The organism is Chryseobacterium sp. MEBOG07 (assembly GCF_021869745.1).
In the GTDB taxonomy this organism is placed as follows: domain Bacteria; phylum Bacteroidota; class Bacteroidia; order Flavobacteriales; family Weeksellaceae; genus Chryseobacterium; species Chryseobacterium viscerum.
Genome location: NZ_CP084579.1, coordinates 4,261,667 through 4,286,448 on the forward strand (window position 1 = coordinate 4,261,667; position 24,782 = coordinate 4,286,448).

General features: G+C 35.3%; 17 protein-coding genes and 2 tRNA genes. 13 read left to right on the plus strand and 6 right to left on the minus strand.

The window, feature by feature from the left end; all coding sequences use genetic code 11:
- Window positions 1-662 precede the first annotated feature (662 nt).
- The 13 genes from LF886_RS19505 (at window position 663) to LF886_RS19565 (ending at window position 16,297) form a co-directional block, all read left to right on the plus strand.
- Window positions 663-2,678, plus strand: coding sequence for an ATP-dependent nuclease (locus LF886_RS19505; protein ID WP_236851229.1), 2,016 nt, complete (start codon window positions 663-665; stop codon window positions 2,676-2,678).
- Entirely contained in the window at window positions 2,665-4,512 is a 1,848-nt protein-coding gene (locus tag LF886_RS19510) for a UvrD-helicase domain-containing protein (protein ID WP_236851230.1), read from the plus strand. Before LF886_RS19505 ends, LF886_RS19510 begins: the two co-directional genes overlap by 14 nt.
- 2 nt (window positions 4,513-4,514) lie before the next feature.
- Window positions 4,515-6,695: a P-loop NTPase fold protein gene (locus LF886_RS19515; RefSeq protein ID WP_236851231.1), complete on the plus strand. Its 2,181-nt coding sequence runs from the start codon at window positions 4,515-4,517 to the stop codon at window positions 6,693-6,695.
- Window positions 6,696-6,699: 4 nt separating this feature from the next.
- Complete coding sequence (locus tag LF886_RS19520; protein WP_236851232.1) at window positions 6,700-7,062, plus strand: hypothetical protein; 363 nt, start codon at window positions 6,700-6,702, stop codon at window positions 7,060-7,062.
- 5 nt (window positions 7,063-7,067) lie between these two features.
- Entirely contained in the window at window positions 7,068-8,024 is a 957-nt protein-coding gene (locus LF886_RS19525) for a hypothetical protein (protein WP_236851233.1), read from the plus strand.
- Window positions 7,994-8,674 carry a condensin complex protein MksE gene (locus tag LF886_RS19530; RefSeq protein ID WP_236851234.1) on the plus strand — a complete coding sequence of 227 codons (681 nt, stop codon included), beginning with the start codon at window positions 7,994-7,996 and terminating at the stop codon, window positions 8,672-8,674. The genes LF886_RS19525 and LF886_RS19530 overlap by 31 nt, the downstream gene beginning before the upstream one ends.
- On the plus strand, window positions 8,667-11,981 hold the full coding sequence (locus LF886_RS19535) for a hypothetical protein (protein WP_236851235.1): 3,315 nt from the start codon (window positions 8,667-8,669) through the stop codon (window positions 11,979-11,981). The genes LF886_RS19530 and LF886_RS19535 overlap by 8 nt, the downstream gene beginning before the upstream one ends.
- Window positions 11,953-12,927: a hypothetical protein gene (locus LF886_RS19540; protein WP_236851236.1), complete on the plus strand. Its 975-nt coding sequence runs from the start codon at window positions 11,953-11,955 to the stop codon at window positions 12,925-12,927. Before LF886_RS19535 ends, LF886_RS19540 begins: the two co-directional genes overlap by 29 nt.
- A gap of 377 nt (window positions 12,928-13,304) precedes the next feature.
- Window positions 13,305-13,379 (plus strand) — tRNA-Pro (locus LF886_RS19545).
- Window positions 13,380-13,411: 32 nt separating this feature from the next.
- Window positions 13,412-13,485: transfer RNA gene (locus LF886_RS19550), tRNA-Arg, on the plus strand.
- Between the two features lie 311 nt (window positions 13,486-13,796).
- Window positions 13,797-14,396 carry a TetR/AcrR family transcriptional regulator gene (locus LF886_RS19555; protein WP_236851237.1) on the plus strand — a complete coding sequence of 200 codons (600 nt, stop codon included), beginning with the start codon at window positions 13,797-13,799 and terminating at the stop codon, window positions 14,394-14,396.
- Window positions 14,397-14,456: 60 nt separating this feature from the next.
- Window positions 14,457-15,737 carry an MFS transporter gene (locus LF886_RS19560; RefSeq protein WP_236851238.1) on the plus strand — a complete coding sequence of 427 codons (1,281 nt, stop codon included), beginning with the start codon at window positions 14,457-14,459 and terminating at the stop codon, window positions 15,735-15,737.
- Window positions 15,738-15,742: 5 nt separating this feature from the next.
- Window positions 15,743-16,297, plus strand: a complete 555-nt coding sequence (locus tag LF886_RS19565; protein WP_236851239.1) for a cysteine hydrolase family protein — start codon at window positions 15,743-15,745, stop codon at window positions 16,295-16,297.
- Between the two features lie 378 nt (window positions 16,298-16,675).
- Here LF886_RS19565 and LF886_RS19570 read toward each other — a convergent pair whose 3' ends face one another.
- The 6 genes from LF886_RS19570 to LF886_RS19595 all read right to left on the minus strand — a co-directional run bounded on the left by LF886_RS19570 (window position 16,676) and on the right by LF886_RS19595 (window position 24,579).
- Window positions 16,676-17,308: an MgtC/SapB family protein gene (locus tag LF886_RS19570; RefSeq protein WP_236851240.1), complete on the minus strand. Its 633-nt coding sequence runs from the start codon at window positions 17,306-17,308 to the stop codon at window positions 16,676-16,678.
- 108 nt (window positions 17,309-17,416) lie between these two features.
- Window positions 17,417-18,256 carry an SH3 domain-containing protein gene (locus tag LF886_RS19575; RefSeq protein WP_236851241.1) on the minus strand — a complete coding sequence of 280 codons (840 nt, stop codon included), beginning with the start codon at window positions 18,254-18,256 and terminating at the stop codon, window positions 17,417-17,419.
- A 23-nt stretch (window positions 18,257-18,279) separates the two neighbouring features.
- Window positions 18,280-19,107, minus strand: a complete 828-nt coding sequence (prmA, locus tag LF886_RS19580) for a 50S ribosomal protein L11 methyltransferase (protein WP_236851242.1) — start codon at window positions 19,105-19,107, stop codon at window positions 18,280-18,282.
- Window positions 19,108-19,575: 468 nt separating this feature from the next.
- Window positions 19,576-20,289: a 3-ketoacyl-ACP reductase gene (locus LF886_RS19585; protein ID WP_124530609.1), complete on the minus strand. Its 714-nt coding sequence runs from the start codon at window positions 20,287-20,289 to the stop codon at window positions 19,576-19,578.
- A gap of 303 nt (window positions 20,290-20,592) precedes the next feature.
- Window positions 20,593-21,339, minus strand: coding sequence for a glycerophosphodiester phosphodiesterase family protein (locus LF886_RS19590; RefSeq protein ID WP_124530610.1), 747 nt, complete (start codon window positions 21,337-21,339; stop codon window positions 20,593-20,595).
- A gap of 156 nt (window positions 21,340-21,495) precedes the next feature.
- Window positions 21,496-24,579 (minus strand): TonB-dependent receptor, encoded by a 3,084-nt coding sequence (locus tag LF886_RS19595; RefSeq protein ID WP_236851243.1) that lies wholly within the window; start codon window positions 24,577-24,579, stop codon window positions 21,496-21,498.
- Between the last annotated feature and the right edge of the window lie 203 nt (window positions 24,580-24,782).

A 24,782-nucleotide genomic window follows, 5' to 3' on the forward strand; every position in this document is an offset into this window, starting at 1 on the left:
TCAAAGCTATTAAGAACTACACTTTCACAAGTCCCAATGGATGAAAAGAATAATAGGAAACTAATTTTTTAATAACTTGAATTTGTTATATAATTTATTCCATTGAGGACGGTTGAATGTTTTGGCAGAATAGTCTTCAAAAATAGTCTCTGCAATAGTGATATGATTCAGTTTGCAATAACTAGTTAGCCGATCAGCCTGGCTACGTTGAGAATAACCTTTGCAGCCTGCTCATCGGTACTCACCCTAATATATAAATATGCAGTCAGCATTTAGGAAAGCATTTAAGTGCTTAATATTAAACGGAAAAACACCTTCTTTATTAAATGTATTTATATAATTCAAACAAAAAGGTGAACTACGGGTTCCCGTAAATCCCTTACATTTGATTAATTTATTTTTGTGAAAATATAATATAGTGTCAGTCACTATTATACAAATATATTGATTAGGAATTTATAGTTGAAAGATAAATTAAGCTTCTTTTTTTGTTTTTATTTAATTCTTAAATTGCTTAGAACTAATAACACTCTCAACAATGAAGTAAAAGTCATCTACCAATCATTTCTAACAGCATTATTGATATATTATTGGAAATGACTTGAAGAAAAAGCGAAATAGAAGATTAAGGTTGAGTTGGCAAATAGAAAATAAAATTAATTATGAACATAAGCGCTCTAAAAATTAAAGGATTTAGGTCATTTGGACCAAAAGAAATAATTATACCCATCAATGAGAAATTAGTTGGTTTCATTGGGCTTAACAGCGCCGGTAAAACGACATCACTTGAAGCGTTGAGAAAGTTGTTTGGACAATCTTTAGCAGACAGAGAGATCTTTCGTAAGGACTTCCATGTCAGAAAAGATGAAAATCCAGATGAAATTAAGGAAAGTGAACTTTCTATTGAGGTTAGAATAGATTTTTCTGATGCAGAAAAAGAAGCTGTTCCTCATTTCTTTAGCAATATGGTCGTAGATGATGAAGGGAAGAACCCCTACATACGCTTACGTTTGGAAGCAACTTGGAAAAAATCAGATCTAGAGCCTGAGGGCGAAATTGACAGTAAAATATATTTCATAAAGGTCGCAGAAGGTGAAAATGAGGGGGATGAAAGCAAACCAATATTTCCAAACCATTTCAAAAGTTTGATACAAATCCTGTATGTTCCAGCTATAAGGAGACCAGCAGAACAATTAAAGTATACCTCTGGTAGTATATTATTTAGGGTATTAAAAAAGATAAAGTGGGATGATGCCTTTAAAATGACATTTGATGAAAAAGTAGAAGAGATAAATGACAAATTTAAAGGTTTACCAGAATTCAATACCGTTCAAACTTCTATTACAGAATTTTGGAAACAATTCCATAAGGATGATCGCTATAAAGATGCTATTCTTGCCTTTGGAGGAAGTGATTTCGATTCTATCCTTAAAAAATTAGAAATATCCTTTAGTCCCACAGGGACACATAAAACATATAAGATTGATGAATTGGGAGAAGGTTATCGTTCTTTATTCTATTTAACCTTAGTCTGTGCCTTGTTGGATATTGAAGAAAAATTGGCCGAGGAAGAAGACAAAGATAATATCGGTATAAATCGACCTCTGCTAACGATACTGGCAATAGAAGAACCTGAAAATCATATTGCACCACAATTATTAGGTAGGGTAATAAAGATACTAAAAACCATTGCAGGTAAAGACAATTCACAAGTCTTTCTTTCTTCACACACGCCAGCAATTGTTAAGAGATTGAGCCCTGAAAGTATCCTTCATTTTAGAATCAATGATCAATATGAAACAGAGGTCAATAAAATACTGCTTCCAGAAAAAACGGATGATGCCTATAAATATGTAAAGGAGGCCGTACACAACTATCCAGAATTATATTTTGCAAAACTCGCTGTTATTGGCGAAGGTGATAGCGAAGAGGTAATCTTCAATCGCCTGATGGAGATCATGGAAGTTGATTTTGACGATAACATCATCACATTTGCTCCCCTCGGCCATCGTTTTGTAAATCATATCTGGAGATTATTAGAAACTTTACATATACCCTATGTAACACTTCTCGACTTAGATTTAGAAAGAGATGGGGGCGGTTGGGGAAGAATTAAATATGCCCTTAAACAATTGATTAAGATAGGAGTTAAGAAGGAAGATCTACTAATAACCACGACAGGAATACTTACTGATGAAAAATTTAATAAAATGCACACTTGGGATTCATCCAATGAGGAAACTATTAAGTCATTAAACAGTTGGGTGAATTTATTGAAAAAATACAATATTTATTATTCTAATCCTCTTGATTTAGACTTCTTAATGCTTAGCCATTATCCAGAATTTTACAAACGAGTGGTTCCAAAAAACGGTGGTCCCCAGATCCCCGATGAAACAAAAGAATCAGATGATTTTAATAAAAAGATAGAGGTAGCTATACAAGCTACTCTAAAATCAGAGAAAGCAACTGCTGATACCTATTCTGAAGATGAGAAAAGATTAATGATTTGGTATAATTATCATTTTTTAGGTAGAGGAAAACCAACAACTCATATTCAGGTACTATCCTCAATGAGTAATGAAGATATAAGAGATAACTTACCTCCTGTATTCACAGAAATTTTTGGTAAAATAACTTCTCTTTTAAAATCCAATGAAGAGGATGAAGCCAATTAAAACTGATATCTGGATACCTACAGATAGTATGGTATTAGAAAAAAATGCGTTTGATGTGGCAACAAAAATTGAAAATAATCTTGTTGTGGCAGGACCAGGCGCTGGAAAAACAGAATTATTAGCTCAAAAAGCATGCTTTTTATTGCAGACTAACACCTGCAAATTTCCGCATAAAATACTGGCAATAAGTTTTAAAAGAGATGCTGCTTATAATTTAAAAGAAAGAGTAACAATCCGTTGCGGAGAGGAATTGGCAAAACGTTTTGAATCTCTAACTTTCGATTCATTTGCAAAGCAATTATTTGACAGATTTAATCGAGCTCTTCCAAGTGATTACAAAATTAAATCTGAATACGATGTTTTGCTAGATGATAGATTTATTTTAGAATTTTATCAATTCGAGGATATCAATTATGTAAATAGTGTAAACACAGAGATCATTCTTAAACATCATCATGCTAAATTACCACATTCTATTAATGATATTGGAGATAGCGTAAGAAATAAAGTATGGAGCAAAATGATTCAACAGTCAAAGTTGTCATTTAAGATGATCATGCGATTAGCTGAATATATAGTTAACACTAACCCAAAAATTAAAGAATACTTACAAGAAACCTATCATTTTGTTTTTTTAGATGAATTCCAGGATACTACAGAGATTCAATACAATTTTTTTAAAAGTTGCTTTTTAGGCAGCGATAGTATTTTTACTGCGGTAGGTGATGATAAACAGCGCATCATGGTTTGGGCAGGTGCTCAAGAATCTATTTTTGAAGATTTTCTAGCTGATACAGCAGCGGCTCGTATACCACTTAGTATGAACTTTCGTTGTGCTCCAAGATTAGTAAAATTATTAAATCATCTCACGGAACATTTATTAAGAAAAACAGACATTGCCATACCTTCACCAAAATGGCAACCAGATCAAGGTGAATGTGCTGTTTGGATATTTGAAAATCCGACATCAGAAATGCAGATACTTTTTCAGGAGGTGCAAGCATGGATTGTAAAGGATAAGATAAATCCTAGAGATATCTGCATATTAGTGAAGCAACAACTGGGACAGTATGCCGGAGAACTAATTAAGTATTTTAACCAGAACGGGATTAAAGCAAGAGATGAAAATAAATTGCAGGATATGTTGGTCCAAGAAGTTTCAATTTATGTAATTAGTGTTTTGTATATTATTTTCCAAAAAAAATATGTTGATGCCAGACAAACAGCTTTTAACTTTTTAAGCCATCTTCATACCGAATTAGAGGATCACCAATTGTTGAAATTAGAAGCCTCATTTACGCAATTTTTAACGAAAATGAAAACTGAATACAGTACTAATGCTATTAATGAGGATCAAATAAAAAAAATATTTGAAGAGATTATAAACTTCGCAAATAAAGAGCGTATAACAGCGTCGTTTTCTTCATATAAAAACAATAACCTTCTGGACCAAATAATAGCAGATCTACAAAATGAATTTATTAAAAACTATAACACAGTAAATGATATGGTTTTAGCATTAGATATGTTAGTAGGAAAGGATACAATACCTGTAATGACCATACATAAAAGCAAGGGACTCGAATACCACACTGTAATTTTTATTGGATTAGAAGATGGGGCTTTTTGGACGTTTCAGCAGCAAGAAGATGAAGATAAATGTGCATTTTTTGTTGCACTATCACGAGCCAAAGAGAGAGTTGTATTTACGTTTAGTAAACAACGGTTAGACAGATTTGGAAGAACCAGAGCACAAAGTATAGCTAATATAAAAGTGCTTTTTCAGGAACTACAGAATTCTGGGATAGTTGAGATGAACGAAAGAAAAGATTAATTATGAATATCTATACAGACAAACCTGCTACCTTACAATCTGAAGACTACTTCCAACGCTATGATTTTTCTAAACGCATTGCTTCTATTGTCGCAAAGCCTGTAATAGACAAATCTTTAATTATTGGGCTGTATGGCCGGTGGGGAGAAGGTAAAACAACCGTGATGAATTTTATTCAGCAGGAATTGCCAAAGGAAACAATTGTTGTAAACTTTAATCCCTGGCTTTTCTCCGATGAGCAACATCTTTTAAAATCTTTTTTCACAAGTATATCAGAAGCATTAGGAGCTTCTGATAAGACTAAAAAAGAAAAGATTGGAGAACTTTTGAGTGATTATGGCGGAGCTATTGGATCTGTCACTCAGTTTATGGGATTTAGTACCGATGGTTTAGAAAAGCTGGGTAATAAACTCAAGAGCACATCAACTGAGGAGTTAAAGAAGAGAATAGATGAATTAATTATTCAATCCCAAAAAAATATAGTAGTATTTGTTGATGACATTGATAGATTGGATATTAGCGAGGTTCAATATGTTTTTAAATTGGTCAAATTGGTGGGTGATTTTCCTAGAACTTCTTATATCTTGTCCTTTGATGAGGAGATGGTATCTGCTGCATTATCTCCGAAATATGGGGGAGATAGTAAATCTGCAGGATATAATTTCTTAGAAAAGATCATACAAATTCCTATTAAAATCCCTAAAGCAAGTAAAAAAGCGTTATCAAAATATACATTATATCTCCTGAATAAAGTTTTGGATGAAATTTCAATCGACTTAAATAAGGGTGAGTCAAATGATTTTCTAGAAGTATTTAACAATGCTTTTCTTCCTGTTATGGATAATCCAAGACTAGGGATAAGATTTGCTAATACCTTATCTTTCTCACTTCCATTATTGAATGGAGAGGTTAATATCAGTGATCTCATGATTATCGAAGGGCTTAAAATATTCTACCCAAGTTTATATGATTTTGTAAGAAATAACGGACACTTGTTTTTAGAAAGAACGGATAGAGATTCTTATTCTGGATATAAAGATAAAAAGCAGAGACAAGACGAAATAAAAAAGGAAATTTCGCAAGCAATTGATATTTATGATGAGAAAAAACAGAAGGTAGTTATCGGAATGCTTGAACAGTTATTTCCGCAACTTAAAATTATATATAGTAATTCCGGCTATGCAGATGATATTTACACAAGATGGACTAAAGCGAAAAAAATATGTTCAGACAAATACTTTGAGAGATATTTTTCATATTCAGTACAGGAAGGTGATATACCTGACAAATATTTTGAAAATTTAATTCAGAATTTTGAAGAAGATACCATTGAGCAGATAGTGATAAAACTAAATAATACAATAGATATATATGCTGCATCTGATTTAATACAGAAATTAAGAATGCAAGAAGAAGCATTAACCGAAATACAAGCTAACAATCTATCTCTGGCCTTAATTGAATTTGGACACACGCTACCCCAAGAGCAAGAAATATATTTTTCTACAACCTATACTCAATCAGCTATATTGATCACGAAATTAGTCAGAAATCAATCCAAGAAAAATCAACTGTCATTGTTGTTAAAGTTATTTTCAGTATGCAAATCTTTATCCTATAGCATGGAGATCCATTATTGGCTAATGTTCCAAGAAGAAAAAGATTCAAAAAATGCAATTCTTTCTGAAAAGGATAAATTAAAAATTAAAGAATTACTCATCTCCAATTTTAAAAATGCCATAACGGATGAAAATTTTTTCACATTATTATCAGATGGAAATTTATGTAGAATATTAACTTGGATGGTAGGATCATCTAAATATAAAAGGCCCTTACAAATTTTTTGGAACAAACATTTAAAAAAGAAAAATAATCCGGAATTTGCTTTAAAGCTATTGAAGGTTTTTACACCAACAATCCAAATGACATCTTCAGCTGACGATATACTTCACATCTATAAATCTGGCTTCCCCCAGTCAAATTTTGAAGCAATTAGAGATGTAGTAGATGTAAAACTACTCCATGAAAACTTAATAAAGTCCAAAGGAATGAACTTATCTGAAATTGACCCTTCTACTGTGTCGAATCAAGATCCCATTAATGATGAAACACTTATTTCTGTGTTTCAGTGGTACATAAATAATAGGCTGATAGAAAAACCAGATTCAATAACTAAATTTTAGATTCATGAAAGAAATCGATCTCTATTCTGAAGCCAAACCTCGTTATTATCAACTCATCCCCAACAAAGAAGATGGGCTGATTATTCTTGCATTGTACCAAAAATACCAGAAACAGGAATTTACGGAAGACCAGATTATACAAATAATTAATAAGGTAATTATTGATCTGGGGGCTCACCAAGAGAAGAGATCAATCGTAACAATACTATTATCCTGCGTCTTCAGGAATTCTTTCTTTGGCGAGACAGGAAAAGAAAAGTATATGGATTTAAAAACTACGGAGATGAATTTTGCCAGAAGGTATTCAAACGACTATCAGAAAGCTATCACCCTGCCAAAATTGAACGCTTATTTAAACATCTATTAGATACATTGATCATAAGCCTTGAAAAAAATCCACCACAGCTGCTGATCTGGATGGATGATCATTTCAACCAGAGAAGTAATGAACTTGCCCTACAAATTGAAATCCTAGATCAGCAAGTGAGTGAATCTGTGGATGAGTTTCGCTTCCAGATAAAACAACCTCAGGCGAATATACTTCAAGTAATCGATACCATTAGTGACGGATTAGACCAAATTAAACAACATGCACATGAACTGACTACAGGTTTTCAAATTACCTATGATATAGATGATATTTTACAGGATATGCTTAAAGATCCGGCAAGTTTTGATCTTTTGGACAACATCAACCATGTGTTACAGTACAACCAAAATGTACGTAATCATTTAGATCAGGTGAGTGTACGCATCGACAAGATCAAACCACGTATTCGAGAATTTATCTTCGAATTCAATCAAAGGGAATTAGATCGAAAAACAGACAAATTTCTCCATTATTTGTTGGATAATGCGTCCTACATTCGTCAGGAAAACCAAACTAAAAGACTTGTATTTCCCGAAGATATGGAATCTGTAATCATTAGAATTCCCGAGTCCGTACCGCGTTTTTATATACTAACCGAGAAAGATTTTGTAAGGAAAGCACCCCTTCCACCCGCTGTCAGATCAATCGATTTAGAGCAAACCAAGAATGCAGTCGCTAAGAACAGAGAAAAACTCGAAATAAAGGCAAGAATACAATTCTGGGCAAAAAAAGCCCTAGATCAAATAGATCAGGAAGGACAACTTGAATTCTCACCGTTTTTCTTCAGTATTCTTGCTCAGGAACAGGACAACCTAAACATCGCTGTAAAAACAGCCCACAGACTGATTAAAAAATGTAACAGCTGGCAATACAAAATAACGATAGATCAAAACGAATATCATAACCCAAATTATCAAAATCTTTCATTATGGAATATGACGATACAGAAAAAGACCTAAACATACGTTATTCGTTTATGTTAGATAAAGCAGCAAAAAATACATTTGCTAAACTAGACTATATGCTTAAATCGGGAATGCACATACAGCGTGACTTTCCTAAACCAGTTTCGCTTTATAATTTTTTGGATAAGCATTATGTCAGTTTGCAAGCTTATTATGATGATTTTTTTGAAATGCTGCTCAAAAAAGAAGGTGAAGAATGGAATACTTATTTCTATATCGACTTTCATGAAGGTTCCAGGGGCAAGATCCCAACAGACAATCAGTACCGCTGGTACCTGAAGTCAGAATACATTTTGATCGGACTGATCTTTTTTAAGATTTATAAACTTGATGGTAATATTGAGTTATCTAAAATATCTGATTTCATCAACTTGCTCTACCAGGAGTATGACGAACTGCTTAATAAGATGCAACGGGTAGTATCATCTATTGAAAGTGATGCCGATTCGGATATGAATGAAGAAAAGCTAAGAATTTTGATATACAAGGCATTTGCAGAATTTGAACAATTGGGTTGGATCGCCAGAGATACCAATGACAACGACTATTTTACCTATCAACCATCATTTGAAAGGTTAAGAAGAATTTATTATCCACAAATTGAAACCATTGATGAAATTATAAAACGAAAAGAACATGATTAATTTTCAACCAAAGATTTATAGTTTATCAACGCTAAATGTAAGGCAACATTTCAACTGCGACTACCGATTTCACGATTTCCGTACCGATTTTAGCGGAGAAAGCGGAAGTGGTAAAAGTCTGATTGCTGATTTTATACAATTACTTTTGGTGGGTTCCCGTGTTTTTAAATCAGGAACCGAAGGCGTAAAACAAAGAGATACAAGCGGGTTAGTAATCAAAAGTGCAGGAGGAAAGTATGGGCGAGGTTATGTTTTTATCAACGTAGAGGTTGAGCCCCGAAAATATTTTACACTGGGCGGGTATTTGGAAACGACAAGCAGCCAAATGCAATTCTTTATCATTCAAGCCGGTTACGATTTCGAAGAAAAACTTACAGCTATGAATGAACCTGTCTTTTATCGGGATTTGTTGGTAGACGGAAACATCGAAACATTGGAAAATTTAGAGAAAAGTTTTTTGCAAAAAGGCTATCTCAAACGTGTTAACAATAAAAAATATCACCAGCTTCTTTTCGATAATGGTTTATTAGCGGTGGATCTTAGCCAAAATACACAAAGCCTGAAAAGCTATGCAGCCATCATTCGTTCTTTTTCAAGAGGAAAAGGCTTCTTTACAGATTCAGACGCGCTAAAAACATTTCTGTTTGGAGACGATGACCAAAAACAGCTCATTGATAAATACCGAGACGAAGTTCAAAACATCAATGTAGATCAGCAACAACACCAACGTTTGTTAGAAGAAATTGCTACTATTAAAAGCAAGGAAGATAAGATTGCGCATGTGCTCCGTGACTTCAAATCCTTTAACGATTTGAAAATGCAGTTCAGTCTGGAAAACGTAAGTTTCTGGTTTCAGGAGAATATCCGTATTTCGAAAGAACTTCAAAAGTCAAAGGAGGAAAATGAAACAACCAGTATCAAAAGGATCCTGATCAAAAGAGAATTGGCTAAAATGAAACTTTCTGATGTCAATGAGCAATATCAAACAGTCACCCAGCTAAGAAATGATCTCAAAAATATAGCGCAGCAAAATGAAAAACTCAAGGCTGAATTGGAAAAAGCAAAAAAGTTACTGGATGAAAATACAAAGTATAAAGATATAATTGAAAAAGTAACCGATTGGCTCACCGAAGATCGTCAGGATGAAGATGCAATTCGACAATGGTATGTAATAGAACGTTCTAAAGTCAGTGATCTGGAAATTCTTAAAGCATTCGAGAACTTTCTTGAAGCACATAAATTACAATCTGATTTTGAACAATCAGCTTGGTTTAATAATTATGGCAAGGCAGGACAATTGGCTTTGCAAAAATTGAATAACCTTGAACATGCTATTGCTAAACAAGAGACACAGCTCGTTTTTTCAGACCTGGATAATCCAGCATCATTGGCTCATTGGGCAATTGAAAATCTTAACTTGCCGCTGAGCTTTGAGCAGGAAAGTTTGCTCATTCATTTCCAATCTCTATCAAGAAATACCCCAAATCCACCTGAACAAAGATATCTGCCCTTTCCTGAAAAGCTATTTGAAAATCCAGTCACAATTAAAACAGACTTTAATGGATTTTGGCTGGAATTGAATGGCATCTACGAATTTATTGAAAATGTTCCAAAACGGCATCTTGATGTACCAGTAGATCAGATCCAGTTAGATAGGGAGCCTTTGAAAGCATTGAAGAAGCAACTTGAAGAATTAAAACTAGAACACGAGCAATTAAAAAAACTGAAGGAAAAACTGGAAAGCTATCCGGCATTGGAAAAGGCAGTCTCTCTATACCAGGCAAACCAAAACGAGTTATTTACAGAAATAGATGAGATTGCTGAACTCACTTCAGGGGAACTTGAAAAGCACCTCACCATTTTTAAAAATTCCGAACAATACCTTGCAACATATCAAATTTGCAAAGAAGACTATGACCAAGTCTATGGCTCATTTTCGAATCGCCAACAACGTAATAAAGAGACCCAAGAGAAAATCAATCTGATCGATAGCAATGTAAAAAGACTATACGGTACAACTGATTTCGAGCAACTAACAAGGGAAGAAGAAAGTATTCTTTTGATAGTGGAAGCAGATTTAAAAAATCTGCTGTCATTAGAGAAAATAACCTTGCAAAAAATTCAAATGGAGGAAGATGCACTATTTACCATCCTTCCTTCGCTAAATAAGCTTTATGAGATGGCCAGCGAGATCGAAACAGCATATCATGCAGCAAAAAAACAGTTTGAACACAATCAGCAGACCTATGATTCAATCATACCAAAGCTAGATGATGCAAAGCTGAAATTTATGGTTGATTACAATCGTGATTTTGTTGAAGAACAGGATTTGATCAAAATAGATTATCAGCCCAAAGAATCACTAAGTGCAGATGCTTATAGCAAATTCAAAGTTTCCTACGAGTGGGCTTCAAACGAAATAGAAGATAAAACGATTTTACAAGACTATTCAGTTGGCGTCCTGGCTAACAAGCTATTGCCCACAGTTTTTCTTACACAGCAGATCCAAGAAGAACTAATTGGAGAGCAAATTGAAAAAAGGCTCACGGAACTAACTAATGATTTGCAACGTATAGGGTCAAGGAAAATAGAAATTCTTCATAACGTGTTCAATGAAGTACAAAAAGTTTATAACGATTACCTGACCAAAGTTCAAAAAATAGCCAAATATTTATCCAGCTACGAAATCACAGGAGGTAATTATGCTACTTTACAACATAAGCCCGCTGCCGGCTATCCTGATGATTGGATGAAAATTTTTCGAAAAAGGCTAACCAACGAGATGCAAGATGTTGGATTATTTGAAACAAACAATAAACAGGACATTGATGAAATTATGATCAGTGTGTTTCGCGAAGCAAATGGGACAAGAGAGGCTAAAGTACAAGATCTGCTCAATCCCCGCTCTTATTTTGATCTGCTTTTTGAAATCAAATTGGAAGATGGACAGAGCAATTCGGGAAGTAATGGACAGACCTACACAGCAAATGCCTTGCTTTGCCTCGCCAGATTGTCACTGATAGAGGATAAAACTCATTTAGGAATAAGAGTAATGCCAATTGATGAGGCTGAAGGTTTAGGAAGCAATTATGAAATGTTGCACAAGTTAGCAAAGAAGGAAAATTATCAAATCGTAACCATGTCCATTGAAACTGCTGGTGACATCAATGATGAAGGACAGTATATTTACATCATGAACGATAATAAAGATGCTACAGGCTTAACATATGTTCCTCCTTTTGGCATCTTTCACAATGGACAACTAACAGAAAACATAAATGAAATATTTGAAGAAACCACCGAGTAAAGACTTTACATGGCCAGTGCTGAAAGCTTTACATGATCTTTATGAAAAAAAGAAAACTACTGCTAAAATCCAGGAGGTAGATTTCATACGTTATTTGATTACGCAAACCGATTTTATAACTCAAAAAAAAGGTAATAATAAGATATTGATCACACAAGATGGCTATGAAAAATACTATGAAGATAATTTCCTGACCGCTTATCAATACTACTACAACTTTCTTAATCTTGCAGGCATCCGGCCAGATGGAGGCAAAAAATTCACTGATGAAGATATTCGTACACTAATGGTGGTTTATGAAAGTAGGAATGAATTAAAAGGTAAGCTGTCAAATATTGAAGATTTCTCTGCCAAGGTGTTTGAATATGGTGGTTCAAAATATCTGAAATTCCGAGACAGTGTCCGAAATGCAGTATTAAAAATTTTAGAAATTGATGAATTTCCACAGACTTCAAAAGATCTGCAATATAGACTAGTGGTTGATTATCCCAATCCTAAGGCTATTATACTTTGTGAAAATAAATCCTTCCTAAAACAACCTTGGAATGCTAAACAACTTGAAGTTAAACTGTGGTATGTTGGTGGGAATAATATTTCCATTATCGACGATATAGATGAAAAGGAATTGTCTTATCCGATATATTACAGTTGTGATTGGGATCACGAAGGATTAAAGATATATCAGCGTATCAAAACTAAATTAAAAACCCGAGGAGCAGAAATTCAAATCCTAACACCTTCTCCGCCGCATCAATATTTGCCAACGGATTCTTTTATGCATAAGAGCAAATGGGATTACAGTAACGCTTTCTCAGGTCTTAATGGAAAAGTATATTCGCCATCTGAGCAAGAATTAATCACCAAACTTATTAAAGAGGATTTATGGATAGAAGAAGAAAGTAATGTATTGATAGATATGTATTATCATACTACAAATAAAATATAAGAAATTTTACATTCCTTGGAAATCACACAAAACCAAAACACAAAATATACAGTGAAAATCAACCACTTAAATGACACAATTGTAATAGATCATCTACGAAAGTGTTCGAGGATAATCCTGTTATGCTCACTTAAAAAAGACTTACTGGAAACAGTGAGTCTTTTTTGTTTTTTGCTCAGTTCTGGGTAAGGGCCAGCCATTTTAGCAAGTGATAATAAAAAAACATAAGACTATGGTTTTTAAATAAGTATGATTAATCAAAAAGTATTCATGAAAAATTAATTAAAAATTATTCTTCATTTTATTTTTTTATTTGAAAAAATATTATACCTTTGCAACCGCAAAAACGAAGTAAAATTCGTTACTGATGACACCCTCGGGGCGTAGCGTAGTCCGGTCATCGCGCCTGGTTTGGGACCAGGAGGTCGCAGGTTCGAATCCTGCCGCCCCGACTGTTTTAGTAGTTTTCTCAAAACTATTTAATGGGTGCGTAGCTCAGCTGGATAGAGCATCTGCCTTCTAAGCAGACGGTCAAAGGTTCGAATCCTTTCGCGCTCACTTAAAGACTCACAATTTTTGTGAGTCTTTTTTTTATCCAAAATCACGAATAGCCAAAAGTTATAGAATTTAATTTAGATTTAAATAATCCTTTTTTAACACAAAGTCTATTTTTCATAAAGCTCTATTTAAAGGCTGAAAAGTCGGAATTAACGACATTGATTCATTCTAAGTGGAAACCTGACTATAAAGCTTCATCAATGATGAAATCGAGACCAAAACTATTTCTAATAAAATTGCTTACTTATACAATTTGACAAAATTTGTTTTTTTGTCGAAATTGTATTATTTTTGCATTCATATTTCAGACAATGTCATATCATACAGAACAAGATCAGCTTTCACAACAAATCCTGGAGACCGCTTCCGGACTGTATCTGAAGTATGGATTGAAGAAAGTGACAATGGATGACATTTCCAGAGCTCTTGGCAAAAGCAGAACGTCTATTTACTATTACTATAAAAATCGTGAGGAAGTTTTTCAGGCGGTTCTGGAGAATTTGATCAAGGAAGTTATTTCTGAGATTGATGCCAATATGAAGAAAATAAAGACTTTTGAAGGAAAAATCCACGAGTTTTGTCTTGCCAAAGTAAAGACCTCAGAAGAAAGATCTTCGTTTTTCAGGGCCATAGAAGCAGGAATGGACAATGAGGAAAAATCCAAGCATATTACCGATGCCCACAACCGAATGATGGAAGCTGAAAGAAATCTGCTGCTTACTTTATTTTCAACAAGTATGAACAATGGTGAAATTCCAAAAATTACCATTGAAGAACAGGAAACCATTGTCTTCATCCTTCAGAGCAGCATCCGGGGAATAAGGCGCGAAATGGGCTTAAAAAACAATTTTGAAAATTTGAACAATACAGCGAATACACTGACCTCTATGGTTATTAAACATATTGGTTAAAAATTTTTTATCTCAATTTTGACATTTTTACATTATTTGTCAAATGGTTTATTTTAAAACATGAACAAAATAACTAACATCAGTACATTCCGGGCTTTTAGGAGTACAAATTATACATTATATTTTTTCGGGCGTTCTGTCTCCCAGTTTGGGACATGGATGCAGCGTACAGCCGTAGTATGGGTTGTATACAGTATGACCGAGTCTGCATTTATGCTGGGGTTGACCATTTTTGCGGAACAGTTCCCTTCCTTTTTATTTTCTGCCTTCGGAGGAGTTGCTGCAGACCGGTACAACCGCTATAAAATTATACAGATCACTCAAATTTTATCATTAATTCAGGCATCTGTGCTAGCTTTCCTGGTAATGACCGGGCATCAAAACATATGGAGTTTCATTGTGCTGAGTGTCTTTCTCGGAATTATCAATGCATATGACATTCCGGCACGGCAAGCGATGATCAATGAAGTGGTAACCGATGATGAAGATCTTCCAAGTGCTCTTTCACTGAGTGCAGCCATGGCAAGCATCGCCAAATTAGCAGGCCCTGCCCTTTCCGGAATCATCTTACAAAAATTCGGAGCAGGAACTTGTTTTCTGATTAATGCAGCCAGTTTTGCAGCTGTAATGGTTTCCATTTCCATGATGAAAATAAAGATTATTCCTAAAAAATTAACGAAAAAGGGAACTTTTACAGAATTAGCTGAAGGTTTCAGGTATCTGAGAAAAGAACCATCCATCAGTCTGGTCATTATCATGCTGAGTATTACAGGTTTATTGATCTTGCCCTATGATACTTTAATTCCTGTGTATGCAAAAGAAATTTTTAAAGGGGATGCTAAAACATTCGGTTATATATCTAGTTTCATTGGGATTGGAGCTGTTCTCGGAACAGTATTTCTGGCTTCAATGAAGAAAGGAGCCTCCATGAGAAACATTCTTATCCTGAGTACAGCTATTCTGAGTATTGGATTGATCTGTTTTTCGTACGCCACCAATTTCTACTGGTCTATGTTTTTTGCGACACTAACAGGATTGGGAGGTGTTGCACAGTTTACCACCTGTAACATTATTGTGCAGTCTGAAGTGATTCCCGAAATGCGATCAAGAGCGATCAGTATTTTGCTGACTGCCATATTCGGAATGCTGCCTTTGGGAAGTGTACTTATCGGATTTGTTTCGGAGAAAATAGGAGCGCCAAAAACCTTGTTGATAGAAGGAATTGCAGGTATTTTAATTGCCGTTGTCTTCAGACGTTTATTGTTTAAAAAGAATAAGACCAAAGCTGTCAACACCCAACTTTTAGAAGAATCAGAAGAACAATTCATTAATAAAGTATAATTAAAATGGAAAACAAAAAAACAGCATTATTGGTGATGGATATGCAGTCATCAATACTCAGCAACTTACCTGATACACAAGAATTGGTATCTCATGTCAAAGAGGTTATCAAAACCGCAAGAAACCGCCAAATTCCGGTTATTTATATCGTAGTAGAGTTCAGACAGGGAATGCCGGAAATAAGCGCTAACAATAAAGTATTTTCAGGGTTAAAGCAACATATGGGAGATGTCAACATGAAAGAATGGATAACTATTCATCCTGACCTTAGTCCTGAAGAAAAAGATATCATCATTACCAAAAAAAGGTTTAGCGCTTTTACCGGAAGTGATCTTGAGGTTGTTTTACGGGGATTGGATGTTCAGCATCTGGTACTGACCGGAGTATCCACCAGCGGAGTTGTTTTATCGACCTTAAGAGAAGCTTCGGATAAAGATTACAGACTCACTGTGATTGAAGACTGCTGCAAAGACGGGGATGAAGAGGTACATAATGTGCTAATGAATAAAGTTTTCCCAAGACAGGCCGATGTTATCATGGCAACTGATTGGTTAAAATAAACGGAGAATAATAAAAAGCCGACAGATTCTACTCCATCCGTTTCATAGGATGAAAATACCGTTTCACTTACTTATTTTGCTGCATCAGTTTAACTTTTGCTCCGAGAGGAAGTAATACATCCTAATTTTACAGGGTAAACTTAGCGAAAGGTTACATAGTTAGTTTTTTAATTAGTATCAAAAGAAGCATTGATTAAGGATCAATAAAAATCTTTTTGTGCAACTTAATTCCTTGTAGCCATTTATGGCTCAATTATACACTTAATCATGTTTGGGTAGGATTGGTTTGTTCCAGTCCTATTTTTTGTTTTTTTCCGCAGGTTGCACAGATTTTCCCTGATGTTTATGAATATAGATGAGATTTATTTTACTATGTAATTAAAATCGGAATTCTTCAATAGACGGATCGTTAAGCAGAATCTTTGTACATATTTCATGCTTTTTCGCAGCTCCCTGTACACGCCAGATAATGGTATATTGATCTCCAATTCTCACTTGTTTTCCTCTGACTGATTTCAGATGGTGTTCTTTGAAAATCTGCTCATATTTTTCTGCTATTCCATCTTGGTAAGGAAGTGTCATTTGATACGTATAGCGAATGCTGATCTTTTCGATGATATTCTGAACATATTTGAACATGATAAGCAGTAAAAACACGACAATGGAACCCACAGTAGCTTCCTCATAATATCCTGCACCTATTGTCATTCCCAGAGAAGCACAAATCCATATTGTAACGGCTGTTGTAAGGCCAGACACTCTGTTTTCTTCTTTAAAGATCACTCCTGCTCCTACAAAGCCTATTCCTGTAATAATATTGGCAGCTATACGATCCGGACTTCCGGGACCTCCCAAACTCATGGAAAGCATGGTAAATAAGCACGATCCCAATGTCACCAGAATCATCGTCCTCAGCCCTGCAGACTTCAGCTGGTATTCCCGTTCAATTCCTATGATACCTCCTACGAAAACCGAAAATAAGATGGGGAGAAGATCATCAAGTAAATCCATTTGTGTAATTTTTATTCTCTAAATTTATTTGATTTTTTTCAATTGTAAAAGATCTTTACACAAAAAAACCGCTGTACCTACAGCGGTTTTTTATATTCGAAATACTTATTATTTCAGTTTGTAAGAATTTCCGTTCCAAAGATACGTTTTGGAAGCGTGTTTTTTCTTCTCCCGATCCTTTTCATCCACTTCCATATCTTCTACTTTAAGGATAAATGCATTGGAGATTCCTCCTTTATCATTAGGAAAAATAAATTCTTCACTGTGATAAAAAGCACCGGCATCCCCTACGTTCGTTAGCTGTGGAAGCGCAATCAGTTTTTTATCTTTAAAAAGAACATACTGATCATAGCTTGCGATTCCACATGCTTCACCGGAAACCATTGCTTTCAGGGTACATTCAACATTCTGCAGTTTATGATTGCTTTCTATATTGAAAGATGCAGAACTTAATTCTTCCCCTTTTCCTGTATCAAAATACACCTCATCAATGAGTGTATTTCCTTCCATTACTTTTATTCCGGCAATATTCTTCTTTTCGATCTCGTTATATTCTTTATTCCTTCTATCAATCGTTTTAGAAAGCCCGAAAAGGAAATCATACCCATTTTTATTACGGTATCCTACACAAAGGTTACCGCCCCAGACATATCCTTCCAATGTATTTTCTCCTTTTTGATAAGAAATTTTATACCAATTGGCAGCTCTTTCTCCCAACTTCAGGACGGTATCTTCTTTTTTAAGAATCACCACCTGCTGATTGGTTTGTAATGAATCTATAATCTTAGTATTCACTCCGGGATCTAATCTCACGCGGGTCCAGTCTGTAAAAATCTTCTGGGCCTTATTCTCTTCAAAACCAAAGATTCCATCTGCATATACTTCATTTTCCTGAGCTGTAAAAAACTGCAGCATCAGTATAAATAAAGCTGTCCATAAAGTTTTCATATTTGTATTTTGTTTTTTGTGTGTTATTTTTCAAGCAGAAGACTTACCCATTCTTCACGCTGTAATTGCTTTTTCAGTTCAAGTCCGCTTTCTTTACATACTTCAAGAATATCAGCCACATCAAAGAAACACAGTCCGGAAAGCAATAATTTTCCTCCCTTATTCAATACTGAAACATACGTCGGGATATCTGAAATCAGAATATTTCTGTTGATATTGGCTAAAATAATATCAAAATTTTCTTTTCCAAGGTTTTCTGCAGTTCCCAGTTCAATATCCAGTTCTACATTGTTTCTTACTGCATTTTCTTTTGAGTTTTCTACTGACCATTCATCAATATCGATGGCTTTTGTATCTCCCGCTCCCTGCTGTTTTGCATAAATGGCCAACACAGAAGTTCCGCATCCCATATCCAATACCTTTTTACCATTCATGTCAATATCCATCATTTGCTGGATCATCAAATGGGTTGTAGGGTGATGCCCTGTTCCGAAAGACATTTTAGGCTGAATAATAATTTCATGCATGCCCGGTACAGATTCATGGAACTCTGCTCTGATCAATACTTTATCATCAATATTAATTGGAGAGAAATTCTTTTCCCATTCCTCATTCCAGTTGATATTCGGCATTTCTTCGAAAGAATATTCGATTTTTACATTTTCGTTTTCAAAGATCGGAAGTGCTTTCAACTGATCTTCATGAAACAATTCTGCCTGAACATATCCTAAAATTCCGTCAATTTCTTCTGTAAAGCTGTCAAAACCTATTTCTATAAGTTCTGCCATTAATATCTCGTTCCAAGGTTGCAATGGAGAAATTTTGAAATTGAATTCTAAATAATTTTGCATGTGAGTAATTTGATGCAAAAATACTAATGTTATTATTGTTAAAAAAATGATGGAGGTATTTTTGGCTGAAACCGGGGATTTTTATGTTTTTTTATTACACAGATTTTTTGAAATGTAATCTCAAAAGTCAAATTATTTGGCTTTTGTCGTTCTGAACACAGGCTGAAGGTCTGCGAACGTAGTTCAGAAATGCAGTGAAGAATCTCATGTTTTCATTATCTCTTTTTTCCACAAATTGCACGGATGACACAGATGATTACGCATAATATATTCAATAGGGATGGGCTTTAGCCCGTCTTAAAAATCATGACAAATTCCATTGGCTTTAGCCAAAACTTATTTTTCTATCCTAAAGGCTATGTAGATTTTTTTGAGATGCGAAAGATTATAAGTTTTGGCTAAAGCCTAAAATGGGAATGTAAAAAAAGAAAGCGGGCCAAAGCCCGCTCCTATTGAATTTTAAATTTCTTATGGATTTGTAGAGAAAATAGAACCGTTTGCTATTAATGCTCTTCTGTTCATTTTCAGGATATCTCTTACCCATTCTGCGAAGTCTTCCGGTTGTAATACTTTATCAGGATTTCCGTCTGTAAGTCCTCCTTGGATGCTCATATCAGAAGCAATGGTACTTGGAGTCAAAGTGATTACGCGGATATTTTGTTTTCTCCATTCTGCCATCATGGATTGTGATAAAGATACTACGGCTGCTTTTGAAGCGGCATATGCTGACATATTAGGTCCACCTTTCAAACCAGCTGTAGAAGCTACGTTTACAATGTCACCCTCCCCTTTAGCTTTCATAAATGGATGTGCTGCTTTTGAAGCGTAATATACTCCGAATAGATTGGTTTTAATAACCTGCTCCCAAGTTTCAGAAGGCATATCTTCGATACTTCCAAAGTCTCCGATCCCTGCATTGTTGATCAGAATGTCAATTCCTCCCAATTGTTCTGCTAAAGATTCTATCCCAGCTTTTACCTGAATTTCATTGTCTACAGAAAAAACGGCATAGGCTGAGTTTACACCCAGTTTTTTGATTTCTTCAACCGTCATTTTAAGGTTTTCCTCATTTCTTCCTGTAATGGCAACGTTTACTCCTTCATTGGCTAGAACTAATGCTACAGCTTTCCCCAGTCCTCTTCCACCACCTGTCACGATGGCATTTTTTCCGTTTATATTCATAGTAATAATACTTTTCTTTATACAAAGTTACGAAAGAACATTTTTACGAAACAGTGAAACAATGGATTTAATAGTTTTTTAATGGTTGGGCTCCTGCTTTTCTGTAAGACTGTAAAAAATAAGGGCTTTGCTCCTAAAAAGAAACAGTCTGCCTTTTGATAAGGGGCAGACTGTGTAAATTATGATTATTATTGAGAAGTCTTGTAAACCACCCCGTCAAAAATTCTTTGAATTTTTGCCACCACTCCAGAGGATGGGAATATTTCGTCCTTCAGTTGTATTATTCGTGAAAGACTTCAATCGTTATTTATTCTTTAACTGATCAGGAATATTGGTGGTTACGAATCCAATTCCCTGTTTTTTCAATTCATCATATACGGCAACATCATTTACTGTCCAGGCATTGGTAATTAATCCTAATGTTTTTGCTTCAGCAATCCAGGTAGGATTTTTCTGGAAAACACTGTAGTGATAATCCATACCATCTAATCCTTCTTTTTTGATCTGCTCAGGAGACAATTCACCGTTCAGATACTGAACTTTAAAGGCAGGTGCCAGCTTTTTGATCTCTTTGCAGATATTAAGACTGAAAGAAATAAATTCACTTTGAGATTCCAGCTTCATATCCTTGATCATTTTGATCGTTTTTTGAGTGATCTCGTTTTCAATTTCCGGAGTCTTGGCAGGTTTGATTTCAACGATAAGCTTTAGAGCTTTGTCTTTTTTTCCTTGTTTTAAATAATCTTTTAACGTCGGAAATTTTTCTCCATTAGATAATTTCAGTGCTTCCAATTCTTTAAAAGTAGCTTCTGAAATTTCCATTTTACCGTGATGCTCATCGTGATTGATCACCAATACACCATCTTTTGTCATTCTTACATCAAATTCAGACCCATATACTTTCAATTTCTGGGCATTTTCCAATGATTGAAGTGAGTTCTCCGTTGTAGGAGGCTGAGCCTGGAAATATCCTCTATGGGCAATGATCTGGGTTTGTGCTTTCATCATAACTGTACTTAAAACTGCTAACCCTAAGATAAAATTTTTCATAATATAATTTAGATATTTAAAAACAAAGTCCTGAAACTTTCTGATAAAGGTAGTTATTAAAATGTTGAAACCCCAGAGACATAAAAGAATAATGTACACCTCAACCTAGGTTTTAACTTAATATATTTTATGTCTCCAGTAGTTTAAAAGTAAATGTTAGAAGCTATACTTCGCACCAATCTGGATCTGGTATGGATTTCCTGAAAGAGGAACCAAACCACCTCCACTTACGTTTTTGGTGTATTCATACTGCATCGTATCCTTATTAAACTTGGTCACTTTGTACAAAGATGTATTTCCGTATGATTTGTTTACTCCCCATTCTTTGTTAAGAAGGTTTGCCACGTTAAAGATATCTACAGAAAGTTCAAAAGCTCCTACTTTGTCAAATTTAATTTTTTTCGCTACACGTACATCCCAAACGCCATAGAAACCATTTTTACCTCCGTTACGTTCTGCAATTTTGCCATTGTATTCGTTGATATAATCTTTCAAAGCCTGTCCTACCTGTGGATCATCCAGAATGGATTTGGTGATATTCGGGAAGATAAAGGCAAGGTCATTAGAATCTACGAAGTCACCATTGATATTACCTCCTGTTGTAGCAGAGAAACGGGTACCTCCAATTCCAGAATACCTGATCCCTAATGTAAATCCGGCAATGGTAGGAGAGTTACCGTAGATCACCACTTTATTACGGAACTGGTTGTCAGAATAGGTCATTCTTAAGTCTCTCGGATCACTTTGAATCATTGTAGATAATGTTGCTGAGTTCGCTACGTTTCCGTTGTACGAAGTATTGTCTTTGATGTCAGACCATGTATAACTTGCCGTGATCTCCCCATCTTTCCAGTAACGGTAACTTGTATCTATTACAAATGAGAACTGGTTTACTTTACCATCACTCACCAGCTCCAATACTCTTCCAAAATTATTATTGATTCTTCCCTGTTTCCAGTCGAAACTTACACTATTATTAGCATTATTCGTAATAGCGCCGGTAGGAATAAATACTCCTCTACCTCCTTCATTAGCCAATGTAAAGAAAGGATTTGCCACCATGTTTCTATCATAGTAAAAGTAATTATTTCTACCTAAAGCCATATATCCTGCAATTCCTGCTCTGAATCTTTCATTGAAGAAATGGGTATAAGAGATATTTGCTTTATAAACGATTGGAATTTTTGCGTCTTTACCCGTATAGTTGATGGTTGGAATCTGATACTGGGAAAGAGATGGAGCAGAGTTATAATCATTTCTGTAGCTGTTGAAATCCGGGAACGGAACATCTTTACCCGTTACATCCACAGTAGCTAGATGCTTCCCATCGAACACAAGGTTATTGATGATCATATAATTGTTGATATCAGAAGAGAAAATTCCGGCCCCGAACCTAAGGAAGTCTTTATTTCCTTCATTGATATTCCAGTCAAACTGAAATCTTGGCTGAACGACAAATGATTTGATTTTATTATCCGTTCTGATTCCCATTTCATCAAACAGCTTCTGGTTGAGTTCTGCTTTCGGGTAACCTCCGTAGTCTAATCTTAAACCAGCCATTAAATCAAGACCTTTTGCTATTTTCGTCTGGAATTGTCCATATACTCCGATATTCCAGATATTTGATCTTACAGAAGGATCTTCCATTAAAGGAACTTCTCTATAGAATCTGTAAGGTGTCATCGCATCAAAATTACTCATTCCCTGGAAATGGAATCTTCCGTTTACTTCACTTCCGTACACAGATTTTGCTGTTGTATACATTAAATCAGCTCCGAAAGTATATTTTACCTTATCAGTATTATAGTATAAGTTATCTACAATCTGGATTACATTATTTCTAAAACTTTCCTGCCCGAAACGGTGTCCTCCGAACTGGATATTGGTAGATCCCGCACTTGAAGCCACTCCTTCAACAATAGCTCTTGGTACAGGTTTACCCAATTGATTGTTCTGGTAACTGTCCTGGAAAGTATAAAGATACTGAGCCTTTAATTCATTGGTTAAATTAGGCTGCAGATTGGTTCTTAAGGTTAACAATAAACTGTTGTCAAGGTTTTTGTCATTTCCGTAAGATTCAAAGAAGTTGATATTGGTATTATCACCAAGACCGTTTTTATTAAGATCGTACGTGAAGTTATTTCTCAACGTTAATAAGTTTTTTTCGTTGATCTGCCAGTCCAAACGTAAGAATGCAGCATCTGAGTTTCTTACTTTATCAAAAGTTCCGAATTGCGGGCTGTTTCCTACCCCATACTTTGATCTTGCAATATCCAGAAACTGATTAAGGGTCTGGGTGGTAGTACTGAATCTCTTCTCATCATCCGGAGATTTGATATCAGCAATAGCCAACGGTCTTGAATCAAGCTGGTGATCCCATGCTACGAAGAAATGTAATTTATTTTTAATGATCGGTCCTCCCAATGAAAACCCGAACTGAGAGGTAGAGAAATCATTATCTCTTTTGTTTCCTCTGATGTCATACGGGCTGGAAAGCCAGTTGGTTCTTAAATACTCCCAAGCACTCCCTGAAAACTTATTGGTTCCGGATTTTGTAACAGCACTTACGGTTCCACCACCACTTCTTCCCAATGTCACATCATATTGGTTGGTGGTAATTTTGAATTCACGTACTGCTTCAATAGAGATAGAAAAAGGGGCACCGCTTCGGCTGGTAGTAGCACCTGCAGAAGTAGGGTTTTTGGCGGTCATCCCGTCAATGGTAAAATTGGTAGAAGATCCTAACTGCCCGGAAAGGTTTCCTCCTTTCCCACTTAATGGTGATAGTTCGGCAAGATTCGCAAAGTTTCGTCCGTTCACCGGAAGCATACTGATGTTTTTAGCAGAAATTGCTGTAGCCGCTCCAAGGTTTCCGATCTTGTTTTTAAGATTTCCGGTAATCTTTACTTCTTCGATATGCTTTTCAGATCCCAGATCCATATTGACAGTCACCTGATCTCCGAAGTTGACATTGTAGCCTTCTCTTTTATCATCGTTTACAATAACTGTGTAAGGTCCTCCCAAAGGTATTTCTTTAAAAATATACTCCCCTTTTGAGTTCGTTTCCGTTTCCGTTTTGAATCCTGTAGACTCATTCACGATCGTTACTTTCACTTTTTCCTGAGCCGTACTTCCCGGTCCGGTTACTTTCCCTACAATAGAAGCCTGTGTGGTCTGTGCATAAGCCATAGTCCCAAGCCCTAAAAACAATAATCCCAGTACAATCTTTACTTTTTTCATTTCTTCCGAAGATGTATATTATTAATTTTTTGATAATAACCAGGAAACCTCTTTGATTTTCACGTTGATAGATCATGCTGAGGTTTCTTTCAATTAGATGTGCAAAGGTATCTTGACTTTAAAGGCGGGTTGTTTAAGAAAGTTTTAACATTTTTTTAATTAAATCAGAACATTATGTTAATTTACTTTAAACACATGATCTA